This is a genomic window from Acidobacteriota bacterium, assembly GCA_016716715.1.
Lineage (GTDB): Bacteria > Acidobacteriota > Thermoanaerobaculia > UBA5066 > UBA5066 > Fen-183.
In genome coordinates, this window is sequence record JADJVE010000006.1 from 154515 (window position 1) to 169833 (window position 15319).

Consider the following 15319-nt stretch of genomic DNA (forward strand, 5'->3'; position numbering starts at 1 on the left):
CGCAACTCCTCGGGCGAACGGTCACGGACGAACGGCGATCGGGAAGGTCTTCCACATCTTGACCTTCACGCCGTCCTTGGTCGCCGGCTCGATTGTCGCACCCTTCAGGGCGCGCGCGGCCGCGTCGTCGGCAAACTTGTAGCTCGAGGGCCGGATGAGGCGGGTCTCGACGACGACGCCCCTCTCGTCGACGAGCGCCATGATGACGGGCGTCCCGATGGATCCGTCCGGGGTCCGCTTGACCTGCCGGGCCTGCATCGGCAGGCCGCTCATCGGCCCAAGGCGCACGAGCCTCGGCTCGACGACGCCTTCACCGGGGCCGACGAGCTCGCCCTCCTTGACGGGCGCAGTCGTTGCGGCCGGGATCACCGGCGCCTTCTCGGGAGCGGACACTTCCGTCGGAACCGGCGCGGCGGCCGCGGGTTCCTGCTTCGGCGCGGCCGCGACGACGGGCGGCGCCACCACGGGAGGGGCCGCGACGGGCAGCGGCTCCGGCGCCTTCACGGCCGCCTCCTTCGGGGCCTCGGCAACGGTCTTCGGCTGGAGCGTCAGGACGGCGGGCGCCGGCGCGGCTCCCGTCTTCGCGCTTGCGGCCTTGGCGGCGGTCGCGGCCTTCTCTCGCTCGGCGGCGAGCCGGCGCGCCTCGGCCTCGACGGCCTTCGGGTCGACGACCCTGGGCCCCTCGGCCGCGGGAGCCGGGGCCGGCGCGGACGCCGTTTCCGGCGCGGGCGCCGAGACTTCGGTCTTCGGCGCGGGCGCCGGCGGAGCGGCCTTCGGGCCCGACCACCTGTCCTTCGTCATGAAGAGCGCGACGCCGACGAGCGCGGCGGCCGCAAGGCCGATCCCCGCGACGAGACCCGTGCGGCTCCCCTTCGACTCGCCCGCCGCCGGGATCGACGCCGCGGCCTCGGCGGCCGCGCGCGGCGCCTCCCGTCGCGGCACGGCAGCGCTCTCGCGCGGCGCGGGCGCCGGAGGCGTGTACGGGATCTGCATCTCTCCCGTCTGGTGGATGAGGAGGCCCCTGCCCTTCTTCTGCAGCACCGGAGCCGCCGCGGGCGCGGGCACCGAGTCGCGCGCCTTGTCGAACGCCGCGTCGATCTCGTCGCCCGTCGGGGACGACTCGGGGGCCTCGAGGAGACGGTGCAGGTAAATCGCGACGTCCGCGGGCCCGGGCGACGGCTGGAACGCGTAGAGGACCGCGTGGAGGTCCTTCTCCATCTCGGACGCGTTCTGGTAGCGCTCCTGCGGATTCTTCGCGAGCGCCTTGAGGACGATCTGGTCGACGCGTTTCGACACCTCGACGCCGCGCGCGGACGGAGCTTCGACCTCGCCCTCGCGGACGCGCTCGAGGACCGACATGTCCGTGTCGCCCTCGAAGAGCGGCGCCCCCGTGAGCATTTCGTGGAGGACGGCGCCGAGCGAGAAGACGTCGCTGCGGCGGTCCACGCGCTTTCCCCACGCCTGCTCCGGGGACATGTACTGGAGCTTGCCCTTGAGAGCCCCCGAGATCGTCGTCGAGACCTTGCTCGCGGCCTTCGCGATCCCGAAATCGCAGAGCTTGATGTCGCCTTCGTAGCTGATGAGGATGTTCTGCGGCGAGACGTCGCGGTGGACGAGGTTCAGCTCGGTCCCATCCGCCGCAGGCCGGCGGTGCGCGTAGTCGAGCGCGTTCGCGATCTTGGCTGCGACGAAGAGCGCGAGCTCCGGCGGGAGGGGGTACGAACGCTCCTTGCCGAGCTTCAGGAGCGTGCGGAGGTCCTTGCCCTCCACGAACTCCATCGCGATGTAGTGCCACGCGTCGACCTTCCCGAGGTCGAAGATGTGCGTGATGTTGTTGTGGTTGAGCTGCGCCGCGAGCTTGGCCTCGTCGATGAACATCGTGATGAACGCGTCGTTCGCCGCCATGTGCGGGACGATGCGTTTGATCGCGACGATCTTCTCGAAGCCCTCTTCGCCCCGCATGCGGGCCTTGAAGACCTCGGCCATGCCGCCGGAGCCGATCTTCTCGAGGAGCTGGTACCGCCCGAACTGGCCGGGCGCCGGCGTGACGCGCCGCGGCGGGGCGGCCGGCGCCGCCACGCGGGGCGGCGCAGACGGCGTCAGCGCCGCGGCGGTCGCGGCGGGGGCCGGGACCGCGGACGCGGGCCGCGGCGCCGGAGGCTCGAGGGGCGGAGTCTTCAGCCGCAGCGTTTCGCCGGAGACCTCGCGCGCGGCAGGGCGAACCGTCTTCGCAATCGGCATCAGCCCCGAGAGCGTGTCCTTGAGGAGCTTGTCCACCGATGCGTTCGCGGCGGGATCGGCCGGTCGGGCGGATCCGGACGCGGCCGACTGCGCGAGCGCGCCGAGCGCCTGCTCGACGTTGATGCGCGCGGTCCGCTCGGTCGGGACGGGACGCAGCGGCTCGTCCGCGGCGGGGAACGGGCCGCTCACGGGCTTTCGTGGAGGGGGCATGAGGCCCGAGAGCGTGTCCTCGAGACGCTTCTGGAGAACCGGGTCCGCCGCGGGTGACGAGACACGCTTCGCCGGCGGAGCCGGAAACGCCGGGTTCGTGGCGGACGAGGAGCGCGGAGGCGGCATGCCGGTCGTCACCATTTGAGACGGCACGGTGTCGTTCGAGCCGCCCTCGCCGAGCCCGGTCAGGACGTCCGAGAAGATGTCGTACGCCGAGAGAAGAGGTGCGCCGGGGTCGCTGGCGCCCGAGGGGGGCGACATGTCGAGGACCGGGCGCAGACCCAGCGCCATCGCGACTTCGGCCTGGAAGACCTCTTCCGTGAAGGGCTTCTCGAGAATGCTCGTCGCGCCGACGCGCTGGGCGTCCGAGCGCTTGTTGCGCCCCTTGTAGCCCGACATCATGAGCAGGATCGGCGGCGTCGGCCCCATGGCCTGCATGCCCTTGATGACGTCCGGCGTCCGCATCTTCGGGAGAACGGACGAGACGAGGACGAGGTCCGGCCGGACGCGGCGGTAGGCCTCGAGGCCCTCCTCGCCGTCGCGCGCCGCCACGAGCTCGACGTCCGGCTGCGTCAGCAGGAATCCCCGGATGCGGTCGAGATACCGCGGTTCGTACTCGATCAACAGGAATTTCATTATTCGAAAAATCTATTATCGCCCGCATGTCGGGCGTGTCAACGAATCCCCGCGAGAGGCGCCTCTTCGTCGAGGCGCTCGGCTGCAAGGTGAGCCGCATCGACGCGGGTTGGGCCGCGGCGACCTTCGCCCGCGCGGCATCGCCGGCGGGGGCCGACGTCGTCCTCCTCCACGGCTGCGCGGTCACGGAGCGCGCCCTGCGCGACGGGCGGCGGGCCGTCCGCCGGCTCCGCCGCGAGAGTCCGGAGGCGACGCTCGTCGTCTCGGGTTGCTTCGCCGAGGACGAGGCCCTCGGCCTCGCCGCGATGCGCGAGGTCGACCTCGTCGTCCCTCTCGCCGCGCGCGCCGGCCTCGGGGCGCTCCTCGACGCTCGCGACGCGGGCCTTCTCCCCGGCAAGATCGCGGGCGACGACGGAACCTGCGGCGCTGCACTCTTCGCGATGCCCGCCGAGGGACGGGCCGCGTCGGCGCTCCTCGACGCCGGCCGCACGCGCGCGTTCCTGAAGATCCAGGACGGCTGCCGCCGGCGCTGCGCGTTCTGCATCGTCCCGAAGCTGCGCGGGGCCGAGCGCAGCGCCTCGCGCGCCGACGTCGCGGACGCCGTGCGGGCGCTGGGCGCATCGGGCGTCCCCGAGGTCGTCCTGACGGGCATCCACCTCGCGGCGTTCGGCGGGAGCGAAGGCGACGAACGCGGCCTCCTCGCCCTCCTCGATGACCTCGAGCGCGACCCACCGGCGTGCCGCGTGCGCCTCTCGTCGCTCGAACCGATGGAGGCCGGCGTCGAGCTCGCGGCGCGCGTCGCGGCGTCGCGCGTCGTCGTCCCGCACCTGCACCTTCCGCTCCAGTCGGGGTCCGCCTCCGTCCTCAGGCGGATGCGCCGCGGGATCGTCCCGTCGCGCTATCGGTCCCTCGCCCTCGCGGCCGTGCGCGCGAACCCGCGCCTGCACCTCGCGACCGACCTCATCGCCGGCTTCCCGGGCGAGACCGACGCCGAGTTCGAGGAGACGCTGCGCTTCGTCGAGGATCTCCCGTTCGCGTCCCTTCACGTCTTCCCGTTTTCCCCGCGCGCCGGGACGGACGCGGCCGCGTGGCACCGCGAGAGCGCGGTGCCGGCCCGCACGGTGACGGAGCGGGCACGTGCGCTTCGCCGCCTCGGGGACGCAAAGGCCGCCTCCTTCGCGGCCCGCGCGTCCGGCACGGTCGCGGACCTCGTCGTCCTTCGCGGCGGACGAGGCCTGACCGACCACTACCTCGACGTCGGGCTGCGCCTCCCGGCCGCCGACGCGGCGCCCGGCCGCCGGCTCGCGGTTCGCCTGGCCGCATCTCCGGAGGACGGCACGCTGGAAGCGCATCCCTGCTAGACTTCGCCCCCCTAAAAAGCCTGAGGTGAGTCATGTCCGGTCACAGTAAGTGGAGCACGATCAAGCACAAGAAGGGCGCCGCCGACGCCAAGCGCGGGAACCTCTTCACGAAGCTGATCAAGGAAATCACGATGTCCGCCAAGGTCGGCGGCGGGATCATCGAGTCGAATCCGCGCCTGCGCTCGGCGGTCCTCGCCGCGAAGAAGGCGTCGATGCCCTCGGACAACATCGACAGGGCGATCAAGCGCGGCACGGGCGAGCTCGAGGGCGTCACCTACGAGGAGCTGATGTACGAGGGCTACGGTCCGGGTGGTGCTGCGCTCCTCATCGAGGTCATGACGGACAACAAGAACCGTACGGCTTCGGAGATCCGCCATCTCCTGACGAAGTACGGCGGCAACATGGCCGCTTCCGGCGCCGTGGCGTTCCAGTTCTCGAAGAAGGGCTACATCGCGGTCGAGAAGAGCGCCGTCAAGGAAGATGCGCTCATGGAGCTCGCGCTCGAATCGGGCGCCGAGGACTTCAAGGCGGAGGACGCGGACGTCTTCGAGGTCTACACGGACCCGATGTCCTTCGAGACCGTGAAGGCCGCGATCGAGGCGAAGAACATCGCCGTCCAGACGGCCGAGATCCAGATGGTTCCGCAGAACACGGTTGCCGTTGAGGACAAGGCTCCCGCGCTCATCAAGCTCCTCGAGATGGTCGAGGACAACGACGACGTGCAGAAGGTCTGGTCGAACGGCGACATCGACGAGAAATACCTCCAGGAGTAGATGAGGATCCTCGGCGTCGATCCGGGGAGCCGAGCGGCCGGATGGGCCGTCGTGGACTTCACGGCGGCGCCCCGGCTCGTGGCGGCCGGCGTCATCCGGCCCCCGTCGGCCCTCCCCTTCGCCGAGCGCCTCGCCCACCTCCACCGCGCACTCACGGAGATCGCCGGGCGCGAGGCGCCTCAGGCCGCGGTCGTGGAGAAGGTCTTCGCGGGCGTCAACGCCCAGAGCCTCATCACCCTGGGCGAGGCGCGCGGCGTCCTCCTCCTCGCGCTCGCCCAGGCCGGTCTCGCTCCGGCCGAAATCACGCCCGCCGAGATCAAGCGCGCCGTGGCTGGCTCGGGCACCGCCGAGAAGGAGCAAGTCCGCCGGATGGTCACCGCCCTCCTCGGGAAGCGCCTCGCCCTCGACGCATCGGACGCGGCCGCGGCGGCCCTCGCGCACGGCTTCGTCGTCGCCCGGCGGGGCGCGACGCGCGGCCCGGAGGCGCTCACCGCCGCCGCGCGCGTCGTCGTCCGGCGCCCTGCGGGCTGACGCGTGTTGAGGAAAGCCGCCTCCGGCTGCTATCGTCCGGACGGCAACTGATGTCTTTTCAAGGTTCTCTGAACGAGCTGCCGCTCGCCGACATCGTCCAGCTGGTCGCGGTTTCCGGCAAGACGGGCATGTTCTCGATGACGCGTGCGTCCGAGAAGGGATACGTCTATCTCCAGAACGGGCAGATCACGCACGCGAAGGTCGGCGACGTCGAGGGGGACGACGCGATCTACGCGCTCGCGCTCTGGAACCAGGGCACGTTCCAGTTCTCCCCGGGCGTCGAGAGCGACGCGCACACGATCACGCGCTCGAACACGAATCTCCTCCTCGAAGCCGCCCGCCGCAGCGACGAGTGGAAGATCCTGTCGCGCAAGATCCCGGCGACCGACTCCGTGCCCGTCCTCGTCGCGCGCGACGGCATGACGGGCCCCGTCACGCTGACGCCCCTCGAGTGGCGGGTCGTGACGAAGACGGACGGCCAGCGCTCGATCGAAGACATCGCCCGCGGCCTGAAGCTCTCGTCCTTCGACGTCGCCAAGACCCTCTACGGGCTCGTGACGGCCGAGCTCGTCGAGATCTCCAAGGCGCGCGCCGCCACCGCCCGGGTTCTGTCCACGGTCGCGGCGCCAGCCATGCCTCCCGCCACGGGCCAGAGCGTCGCGAACGTTTCGACGCACAGCGGCGCCTTCCAGGCTCTCTCGAAAGGCGACGAGAAGCGCAGCCTCCAGATTCTCTGCACGAAGGTGAAACAGGAGGCCGAGGGCGCGGCCGGAGCCGCCGGAGACGTCTCGATCGAGCGCCCGTACCGCGCGGCGCTGGCCGAACTCGACCGCGGCCGGGGTCTCGACGTCGTGCGCGACCTGATCCGGACCCTGGAAGAGGCGATCGCCGCGCTGCGCGGCCCGGCGGCCGCCCGCGGGTTCCGCGAGAAGATGAATCCCCTCCTCTGACCGTTAAGTCCTTCCCCTCGTTTGCTCTCGAAGGCCGGGACGGGTTAGACTCAATCGGCAATTTCCCGTCTTCTGAGCATCGGTTCGAGGCAAGTCCCCGCCAAACCCGGGCACGCACGCCCGATGCAGGCGGCAAAGGAGATTCGATGAGACGGATGCGGACCCGACTGTCCCTCGCCGCGGCCGTGTGTTTCGTGCTCTCCCTCCCGGCGCGGGCGCAGGTCGCCCCGACCCTCTCGGGCGAAACGGGCCTGTTCGAGATCACGACCGCCGACATGCTTGCGGGCGGCCGATTCTCCCTGGGCCTGTCGTGGAGCATGTGGCCCCGGACGGCGGCGCCGGTCCCCAACTCGTCGCCGTATCCGGACGACCCGCTCCGCTACGACCTCCAGCGCATCGGCGGCAGCATCGGCTACGGCCTCACCGACCGCTGGGAGCTCGTGTTCGGGACCGGCGGGAACCGGTACAACGCCGACTCGTACGCCTGGCACGGCATGGTCAACGGCCGCGCTCTCTACGGCGGCTTCACGCACTCCGAGATGGACAAGGTCCGGATCGGGACGAAGCTCCTCCTCAACCCGCGCGATCCGGTGCGCGTCACGATTTTCGGCGGCATCGCGATCCCCACGCAGTCCGAGAACGACGTGAACGCGATCGGGACGTATCGCGCCGACTACGATTTCGGCACCTCGTTCACCTACGGCTGGGTCACGTTCCAGTCGAGCTACGTCCTCAAGGGAACCATCGGAACCGGCTCGCCCTCGCCGGGCGGGTTCCCGAGCGGCTATACCCTCTCCAACGAGTGGCGGAACGCCGTCGGCATCGCGGTTCCCATCGTGCCGAGGGTCTTCAAGGCCATCGGCGAGATCAACCGGGTCCACTACGACGGCGGAACGACCCAGGCCTCGGACTACTCCGAGGCGCTCATCGGCGGGCGCGTCTGGTTCGGCGACTTCTCCGCCTCCGGCGCGGTTCGCATCGCGATCGACCAGTGGTCCAAGTACGGGTCGACCCCCACCCCCATCGGCGGACTCGTCCAGTTCGCCTACGCGCCGCCGGTCCTGCAGCCCGCGAAGACCAAGATCGTCCTGCCCGACGAGCCCCCGCCGCCGCCGGAACCGGTGCCCGCGGCCCCCGCGCCCGCACCCGTCGTCGCACCCGCGCCGGCCCCGGCCGAGACCGCCGTCGTGACCGCTCCCGCCGCGCGCCCGGCGACCTCGACGACGGACGAGATCCTGTTCGACCCGGCCAAGAGCCGCCTGACGAACATCGCCAAGGCGATCCTGGACGGCGTCGCCCTCCGCCTGAAGAACAATCTCGCGGCGGCGTGCACCGTCTCAGCCTGGACGGACGCCAAGGAGAAGGGCGACCGCGCGGCGCTCGCGAAGGCCCGCGCCGAGGCCGCGAAGGACTACCTCATGAAGAGGCACGGGATCGACGGCTCCCGCATCGCGACCGAGGTGAAGGGCGACGGCGACGCCGGCGACGCCACCCGCAACCGCCGGGCGGTCGTCTCGGTCACGTTCCCCTGAGCCTCTCCTGATTCGACCCGCCACGGCAGCGTTACACTGACGCTGCCGTGGACGCGGGATCGAGCGGGCTCTTCTCCACCGGGACGTTTTCGACGGGCGCCGGCCCGGGCGGCGGCGGCGTATTCCGGTCCCGCGCGCTCGTCGTCCTCGCGACGGCCGCGGTCGTCGGGCTCCTGTGGGCGGGCAAGGTCCTTTTCGTGACCTTCTTCTTCGCCCTGTTCCTTTCCTTCGCGCTCCAGCCGTTCGTCGGGCTCCTCGAGCGGCTCCATCTGCCGCGCACGCTCGCGGTGCTGGTCGTGATCCTGCTTCTCACGGCGCTCGTCGTCTTCTTCGTCGTGAACGCCCTCGGCCAGATCGAGGCGTTCTCGCGCGACCTTCCGTCCTACGAGACGAAGATCCGCGCCTTCACGTCCAAGGCGCAGGGGCTGTTCGCGCAGCTCGAGGAGCGGACGCGCTCCCTGCTGCCCGAGAGCGACCGGACGACGCGCTCCGTCCGGCTCGAGGCCGACGCGTTCGACGCGCTCGGGCGCGTCGCCCTCCAGGTCAAGACGGTCCTCTCGCTCCTCCTCTACGCGGCCGCCGTCCCGATGCTGTCCTTCTTCATGCTCAAGGACCGCGAGAAGTACGGCGGCGCCGTCGCGAAGATCCTCCGGCTGAAGGGCGGACGCGCCGCGCAGGACTTCGCCGAAGGCGTCGCGCGCGTCCTGTCGGGCTACGTGCTCGGCGAGGTGTTCGTCGTCCTCATCACGGCCTGCGTCACGACGGCCGGCCTCCTCGTCCTGCGCGTCCCCTATGGTTACGTGCTCGGGCCGATGGCCGGCGTCTGCGTCCTGATCCCGTACGTCGGCGTCATCATGTCGACGACGCCCGCGTTCCTCGTCGCGATCCTCGCGTCGAGCGACGCCGCCCTTCCCGTGAAGGTCCTCATCTTCTACTCGGTCGTCCAGTTCCTCGAGGGCAACGTCCTGACGCCGTTCATCGTGGGCAGCCGCGTGCGCCTGCACCCGCTCGCCGTGCTCTTCGCGTTCCTGTTCTGGGGCATCCTCTGGGGCGTGCCGGGCGCGATCCTCGCGGTGCCGCTCACGGCGACGATCAAGGTCGTCACGGAGCGCTTCGAGCGCTACGCGCCGTGGGCCGCGCTCCTCGGCGAGCGGACGCCGGACCCCGAGCCTCCGGAAGAGCCCGAGAGCCTGCTCGCAAATCTGTAGGGGGGGGGGGGGGGGGGGGGGGGGGGGGGGGGGGGGGGGGGGGGGGGGGGGGGGGGGGGGGGGGGGGGGGGGGGGGGGGGGGGGGGGGGGGGGGGGGGGGGGGGGGGGGGGGGGGGGGGGGGGGGGGGGGGCTAGCCGGCCAGGTTCTTCCGCCGCACCGCGAGGAGGCCGCCGGCGACGCCGGCGGCGACGCCGAACGCGAGCAGGAGCAGCGACGTCGACCCGGGCAGGAACCGCACGGCGAAGACTCCGAGAAACGCGTTCTTCGTCGCGGCGACCCACGCGATGACCCCGCGGTACACGAGCCAAAGCCCCCCGACCGCGAGCGCCGCGCCGAGGAGGCCCTGCGCGAGGCCGCCGAGGACGAACGGGCCGCGGATCAGGAGCTCGGGCGCGCCGACGAGGCGCAGGATCTCGATCTCGTCGCGGTGAAGGAGGATCGTGAGCCGCACGACGTTCGCGATCGTGAACGCGGCGCCCAGCGTCAGGAGCGCCGCGAGGACGAAGCCCGCGATCTTCGCGAGCTGCACGGCGCCGCGCAGCCGGCGGATCCAGTCCACGTCGAACTGGACCTCCTCGACCGCGCGGTGCGCGGCGAGGTTCTTCAGGAAGCCCGGGATCGCCTCGGACGCGACGGCGGACGGCTCGAGCTCCAGCTCGAGCGACTCGGGGAACGGGTTCGTCGGGAGCGCGCGAGCGGCGGGCGCGAGGGAGCGCCACCAGTCCGAGAAGCGCGCGCGCGCCTGCTCGGGCGTCACGCGCTTCGTCTTCGCGACGAGGCGCGAGTCCCGCGCGACGCGTTCGAGGTCCGCCCGGTCCGCATCCGTCACGCCGGGCCTCAGGAACACCGTCACCGCCGACTCGTCCCGCACCGTTTCGACCACGCCCCGGAGGTTCTCCGCGACGAGGAAGAACGCGCCGACGAGGCCGATCGAGATCGCGATGAGCGCGACCGAGAGTGACGTCATGCGGCGCGCCCTCACGAGACTCTCGGCCGTCTCGCTCCATAGCGCGCCGAGCGACGCCGCGCCCTTCACCGGGGCGACTCCTCGCGGCGGTGGGCCGCCTGCGGGGGAAGCGCCCCCTCCACGAGCCCCTCGACGACGCCCCCGCCGTCCAGCGTCAGGCAGCGGCGCCCCGTCTCCCGGATGAGGTCCTGGTCGTGCGTCGCGACGAGCACCGTCGTCCCGCGCAGGCTGATCTCGACGAGGAGCTTCATGACCTCTTGCGCGAGGCGGTGGTCGAGGTTGCCCGTCGGCTCGTCGGCCACGAGGAGCACGGGGTCGTTCACGAGCGCGCGCGCGAGCGCGACGCGCTGCTGCTCGCCTCCGGACAGCTCCTCGGGGAGGGCCGACATGCGGTGATGCAGCTCGACGAGGCGCAGCGTCTGGTACGCGCGGCGCCGGCGTTCCGCCGCGGGCACGCCGAGGAACTTCTGCACGTACGTGACGTTCTCGAGGACCGTCCGGCGCGGCAGGAGCTTGTAGTCCTGGAAGACGACGCCCATCGAGCGGCGGAGCGACGGGACACGCGACGGCGGCATCCCGCTCACGTTCATTCCGTTCACGATGATCTGTCCCTCGGTGGGCGCTTCGGCGCGGAAGATCATCCGGAGGAGCGTGGTCTTGCCCGCGCCGGAAGGCCCCGTCAGGAACAGGAACTCGCCCTTCTTGGCCTGGAACGTGACGTCCTTGAGGACGCGGCGGCCCTGGTATTCCTTGGCGACCCGGTAGAACTCGATCACGCGGGGGGCCCGAGCATTTCCTTCAGCAAACGGTTCACGACCGCCGGGGCGGCCTTGCCGCCCGTCGCCTTCATGACCTGCCCGACGAACCACCCGAACGTCGCGGCCTTTCCGCCGCGGTAGGCGGCGACCTGCTCCGGGTGCGCGGCGATCACCGTCGCGACGGCCTCTCCGAGCGCGCCCTCGTCCGCGATCTGGACGAGGCCCTTCTCCTTCACGACGTCGCCCGGCGCCTTCCCGGTTTCGATGACCTCCGGCAGGATCTCCTTCGCGATCTTTCCGGAGATCGTCCCGGCGTCGATGAGCGCGACGAGGGCCGCGAGGTGACCCGGCGAAACGGGCACGCGCCCGGCCTGCCGGTCCGCGTCGGACATCCGGCCGAGGAGGTCCGACAGGAGCCAGTTCGCGACCGCCTTCGGGTTCGACGGGTGCGCGGCGACGGCCGCCTCGTACCAGTCCGCGAAGGGCCGCGACGAGCACAGGAGCTCCGCGTCCGCGTCCGGCAGCGCGTACTGCGCCGCAAACCGCTCCGCGCGCGGCTCCGGCATCTCCGGCAGCGAGGCGCGCACCGCGTCGACCCACACCGCGTCCACCTCGAGGGCGCCGAGGTCGGGGTCCGGGAAGTAGCGGTAGTCCATCGCCTCTTCCTTCGTCCGCATCGTCTTCGTCGCGCCCGTCGCCGGCTCGAAGAGGCGCGTCTCCTGCACGACCGTGCCGCCCGCGGAGAGGACCGCCGCCTGCCGCGCGATCTCGTGCTCGAGAGCCTTCTTCACGTGCGCGATCGAGTTGAGGTTCTTGATCTCGACCTTCACGCCCAGCGCGCTCGCGCCGCGGGGCCGGAGCGAGACGTTCGCGTCGCAGCGCAGCGAGCCCTCCTCCATGTTCCCGTCCGAGGCGTCCACCCAGCGCACGAGGCGGCGCAGCCGCAGGAGATAGTCGAAGGCCTCCTCCGGCGAGGCGATCTCGGGCTCCGTCACGATCTCGATGAGCGGCGTGCCGGCCCGGTTCAGGTCGACGAGCGAGGCGGACGACGCCACGTCGTCCCACGGGACCTCGTGCATGGACTTGCCCGCGTCCTCCTCGAGGTGGATCCGGTTCAGCCGGATCTCCCGGCGGCCGGCGTCCGTCTCGACGGCGACGCGGCCCCCGGTCGCGAGCGGCCGCTCGTACTGCGAGATCTGGTAGCCCTTCGGGAGGTCGGGATAGAAGTAGTTCTTCCGTTCGAAGACGGACCGTGCCTGAACCGCGCACCCGGCCGCGAGCGCGACGCGCAGCGCGAGCGTGACCATCTCGCGGTTCGGGACCGGCAGCGTGCCGGGGTAGCCGAGGCAGACCGGGCACACCGCGGTGTTCGGCGGAGCGCCGAAGGTCACGGGGCACGCGCAGAACGTCTTGCTCTTCGTCTTGAGCTGCGCGTGCACCTCGAGCCCGATCACCGGCTCGAACGGGGACGTCGGCATCCCGCGAGTGTAGCGGAGGAGCGTGGGTTCGGACGGCGTCAGCGCCGGCCCTGCGCGATCTTCAGGGCCTCGGGCAACCCCCGGAGGCGCAGCATCGCGAGAACGCCGAGCGCCGGCCCGGGCGCGAGGAGGACGAAGACCCACTTCCAGGAGAGCGCGGGCAGGAACGTCGGCACGAGGTCGATCGAGATCGCCGTCAGGAAGAACCCGATCGACGTCTGGAGCGTGAGGGCCGTCCCCATGTAGGAGGGATCGCCCAGCTCCGTCACGGCCGCCGAGAACTGCGCGGAGTCCGCGACGACGGAGAAGCCCCACACGGCCGCGACCGCGAGGAGGAGGAGCGGAGGCCCGCCGTAACAGAAGCCGATCGCGACGCAGCAGGCTCCGCTGACGGCCATCGCGACGGACGTCACGAGCGTCCGCCCCTTCCGGTCGGCCGCGAGGCCCGCGGCGACGCAGCCGGCCGCGCCGCTGCCGATCACGAGGAACGATGCCGCCTCCGCGGCGGCGCGCGGCAGGCCGCTGAGCGTGAAACTCGCGCGAAGCATGACGGGGATCCACGTCCACATCGCGTAGAGCTCCCACATGTGGCCGAAGTAGCCGAAGCTCGCGAGGCGGACGCCGCGGTTCGCGAAGACCTTCGTGACCTGGGCGGGGTCGAAACGCGCGGGCGCGGGCGCGAACGGGCCCTCCGTGACGAAGAGAAATACGAGCAGGGCGCCGAGGACCGCGCCCCCGGACGTCGCGAGGAGCGTCGCCCGCCACGCGGCGCCGAAGACCGCGTTCGCGAGATACGGGACGCCCTTGCCGAGCGTCAGCGCGCCGATGAGGACGCCGAGCGCGAGCCCGCGGCGCGCCTTGAACCACGTCGCGAGGATCTTCATCCCGGGCGGGTAGACGCCCGCGAGCCAGAAGCCCGTCAGGAAACGCAGGACGAGCGCGGACGCCGGCCCGTGCGCGAAGAGCGCGAGGCCCGCGTTCGCGGCGGCTCCGAGAAGGCTCGCACCGACGACGAGATGGCGGGGCGCCCAGACGTCCGGCAGGTTCAGGATCGCGCTCGCGAGCGTCCCCGCGACGAAGCCGAGCTGGACGGCGAGCGTGAGCCAGGTCGCCGTGGAATCCGACAGCCCCCACTCGGCCTTCAGGAGCGGCGAGACCGCGGACGCCGAGAACCAGAGCGACATGCCGAGGAACTCGGCGACGGAGAGAAGGACGAGAACGCGCCACCGGCCCGGCGGATCGGCCGCGGGCGCAGGCGCCGCGCTCATCCCGCGTCCGGGACGAGCTTGCCGGGGTTCAGGATTCCCTTGGGATCGAGCGCCGCCTTCACGGCCCGCATCGCGGCGAGAAACGCGGGCGGGCGGCGCAGCGGGAGGAATTTCCGGAGCGTCAGGCCCACGCCGTGCTCGCCCGTGATCGTCCCGCCGAGCGCCACGGTCTCCTCGTACACCGCCGCCATGACCGCTTCGACCGCCGCCTCGTCGAACGCGGCGCTCCCCTCGTTGAGGAGGCGCACGTGGAGGTTGCCGTCCGCGGCGTGTCCGTAGGCGAAGGCCCGGAGGTGCGCCTCGGCGGCCCGTTTCCTCACGCCCGTCACGAGCGCGACGAGCTCCGAGCGCGGGACCGCGAGGTCCAGCTCGAACGAAACCCCGAGCTCGTGGATCGCCTCCGCGATGCCGCGGCGGACGTCCCAGAGCGCGCGGCGGCGCGGCTCGTCGGCCGCGAGCGCGACGTCGAGCGCTCCGCACTCGAGGAGAACCTCTCCCGCCGCCGTGATCTCGCGCTCGACGTCCTCCTCCGCCGCGCCGTCGAAATCGAGAAGGAGCCGCGCCTCCGCCTCGGGAAACGGCACGGGAACGCCCTTCTTCTTCGACGCGACCTCCACCGCAGGCCTGTCGACGACTTCGCAGGCCGACGGCACGAGGCCGCGGCGGTGGATCTCGAACACGGCCTTGACGGCGGACTCCAGCGACGCGAACGGCGCGAGGACCGTGGCCCCGGCCGCGGGCTTCGCGATGAGGCGCAGCCACGCCTTCGTGACGACGGCGAGCGTCCCTTCGCTTCCCACGAGGAGCGACGTGAGGTCGTAGCCCGCGACATCCTTGCGCGTCTTGCCGCCTGTCTCGGCGACCGAGCCGTCCGCGAAGACCGCCTCGAGGCCCATCACCCAGCGTCCCGTGACGCCGTACTTCGCGGCGTGCGGCCCGCCCGCGTTCTCGGCGACGTTGCCGCCGATCGTGCACGAGCCGCGCGAGGCCGGGTCGGGCGGGTAGTACAGGCCCTTCTCCTCGACGGCTTCCTGGAGCGTCTGCGTCACGACGCCCGGCTCGGCGACGGCGACGAAGTTGTCCGTGTCGATCTCGAGAATGGACGTCATCCGGTCGAGGGCGAGGCCGAGCCCGCCGAAGACCGCAAGCGCGCCGCCCGACATCCCCGTGCGGCCGCCCTGCGGCGTGACGGGGATCGCCCGCTCGTTGCAGAACGCGAGGAGGCGCGACACCTCCGCCGTCGTGCGCGGCCGCGCGACGGCGGCCGGGACGGCGACGAGGTCGCGCGTCCAGTCCTTCGCGTACGGTGCGAGGTCGTCCGCAGCCGCGAGGAGGTGCGTCTCTCCGACGATCGCCGCGAGGGCGCGCGCTTCCTCGGGAGAGATTTCGCGCCGCGCCACGCGGC

The 15319-nt window shown here is 71.8% G+C and carries 12 protein-coding genes; 6 read left to right on the top strand and 6 right to left on the bottom strand.

Annotated elements, in window-relative coordinates; all coding sequences use genetic code 11:
- Positions 1-21: 21 nt before the first annotated feature.
- Positions 22-3087 carry a protein kinase gene (locus IPL89_11270; GenBank protein MBK9063758.1) on the bottom strand — a complete coding sequence of 1022 codons (3066 nt, stop codon included), beginning with the start codon at positions 3085-3087 and terminating at the stop codon, positions 22-24.
- Between the two features lie 26 nt (positions 3088-3113).
- On the opposite strand from IPL89_11270, the gene IPL89_11275 reads away from it, so the two are divergent.
- The 6 genes from IPL89_11275 (at position 3114) to IPL89_11300 (ending at position 9442) form a co-directional block, all read left to right on the top strand.
- A complete protein-coding gene (locus tag IPL89_11275; protein MBK9063759.1) occupies positions 3114-4448 on the top strand; it encodes a MiaB/RimO family radical SAM methylthiotransferase in 1335 nt (444 codons plus the stop codon).
- A 32-nt stretch (positions 4449-4480) separates the two neighbouring features.
- The gene (locus tag IPL89_11280; GenBank protein ID MBK9063760.1) at positions 4481-5221 is read left to right on the top strand and encodes a YebC/PmpR family DNA-binding transcriptional regulator; all 741 of its coding nucleotides are present in this window, start codon (positions 4481-4483) and stop codon (positions 5219-5221) included.
- A complete protein-coding gene (locus IPL89_11285; protein MBK9063761.1) occupies positions 5222-5752 on the top strand; it encodes a crossover junction endodeoxyribonuclease RuvC in 531 nt (176 codons plus the stop codon).
- A 50-nt stretch (positions 5753-5802) separates the two neighbouring features.
- Complete coding sequence (locus IPL89_11290; protein ID MBK9063762.1) at positions 5803-6702, top strand: DUF4388 domain-containing protein; 900 nt, start codon at positions 5803-5805, stop codon at positions 6700-6702.
- Between the two features lie 146 nt (positions 6703-6848).
- Positions 6849-8234: an OmpA family protein gene (locus IPL89_11295; GenBank protein MBK9063763.1), complete on the top strand. Its 1386-nt coding sequence runs from the start codon at positions 6849-6851 to the stop codon at positions 8232-8234.
- Between the two features lie 47 nt (positions 8235-8281).
- Complete coding sequence (locus IPL89_11300; protein ID MBK9063764.1) at positions 8282-9442, top strand: AI-2E family transporter; 1161 nt, start codon at positions 8282-8284, stop codon at positions 9440-9442.
- A 131-nt stretch (positions 9443-9573) separates the two neighbouring features.
- Here the strand turns inward: IPL89_11300 and IPL89_11305 are convergent, their stop codons facing one another.
- The 5 genes from IPL89_11305 to IPL89_11325 form a co-directional block, all read right to left on the bottom strand.
- A complete protein-coding gene (locus IPL89_11305; GenBank protein ID MBK9063765.1) occupies positions 9574-10479 on the bottom strand; it encodes a hypothetical protein in 906 nt (301 codons plus the stop codon).
- Positions 10476-11186 carry a cell division ATP-binding protein FtsE gene (gene ftsE / locus IPL89_11310; GenBank protein MBK9063766.1) on the bottom strand — a complete coding sequence of 237 codons (711 nt, stop codon included), beginning with the start codon at positions 11184-11186 and terminating at the stop codon, positions 10476-10478. The genes IPL89_11305 and ftsE overlap by 4 nt, the downstream gene beginning before the upstream one ends.
- Positions 11183-12646 carry an Asp-tRNA(Asn)/Glu-tRNA(Gln) amidotransferase subunit GatB gene (gatB, locus tag IPL89_11315; GenBank protein ID MBK9063767.1) on the bottom strand — a complete coding sequence of 488 codons (1464 nt, stop codon included), beginning with the start codon at positions 12644-12646 and terminating at the stop codon, positions 11183-11185. The genes ftsE and gatB overlap by 4 nt, the downstream gene beginning before the upstream one ends.
- A 38-nt stretch (positions 12647-12684) precedes the next feature.
- Positions 12685-13830, bottom strand: a complete 1146-nt coding sequence (locus tag IPL89_11320) for an MFS transporter (GenBank protein MBK9063768.1) — start codon at positions 13828-13830, stop codon at positions 12685-12687.
- A gap of 80 nt (positions 13831-13910) precedes the next feature.
- The gene (locus tag IPL89_11325; GenBank protein ID MBK9063769.1) at positions 13911-15314 is read right to left on the bottom strand and encodes an FAD-binding protein; all 1404 of its coding nucleotides are present in this window, start codon (positions 15312-15314) and stop codon (positions 13911-13913) included.
- Positions 15315-15319: the final 5 nt, after the last annotated feature.

Excerpts from the sequence above, each read along its gene's own strand:
- IPL89_11320 (MBK9063768.1), bottom strand. The coding sequence starts at position 13,830 with ATGTCGCTCTGGTTCTCGGCGTCCGCGGTCTCGCCGCTCCTGAAGGCC.
- IPL89_11275 (MBK9063759.1), top strand. The coding sequence starts at position 3,114 with ATGTCGGGCGTGTCAACGAATCCCCGCGAGAGGCGCCTCTTCGTCGAG.
- IPL89_11285 (MBK9063761.1), top strand. The coding sequence starts at position 5,222 with ATGAGGATCCTCGGCGTCGATCCGGGGAGCCGAGCGGCCGGATGGGCC.
- IPL89_11270 (MBK9063758.1), bottom strand. The coding sequence starts at position 3,087 with ATGAAATTCCTGTTGATCGAGTACGAACCGCGGTATCTCGACCGCATC.
- gatB (MBK9063767.1), bottom strand. The coding sequence starts at position 12,646 with ATGCCGACGTCCCCGTTCGAGCCGGTGATCGGGCTCGAGGTGCACGCG.
- IPL89_11295 (MBK9063763.1), top strand. The coding sequence starts at position 6,849 with ATGAGACGGATGCGGACCCGACTGTCCCTCGCCGCGGCCGTGTGTTTC.
- IPL89_11290 (MBK9063762.1), top strand. The coding sequence starts at position 5,803 with ATGTCTTTTCAAGGTTCTCTGAACGAGCTGCCGCTCGCCGACATCGTC.
- IPL89_11280 (MBK9063760.1), top strand. The coding sequence starts at position 4,481 with ATGTCCGGTCACAGTAAGTGGAGCACGATCAAGCACAAGAAGGGCGCC.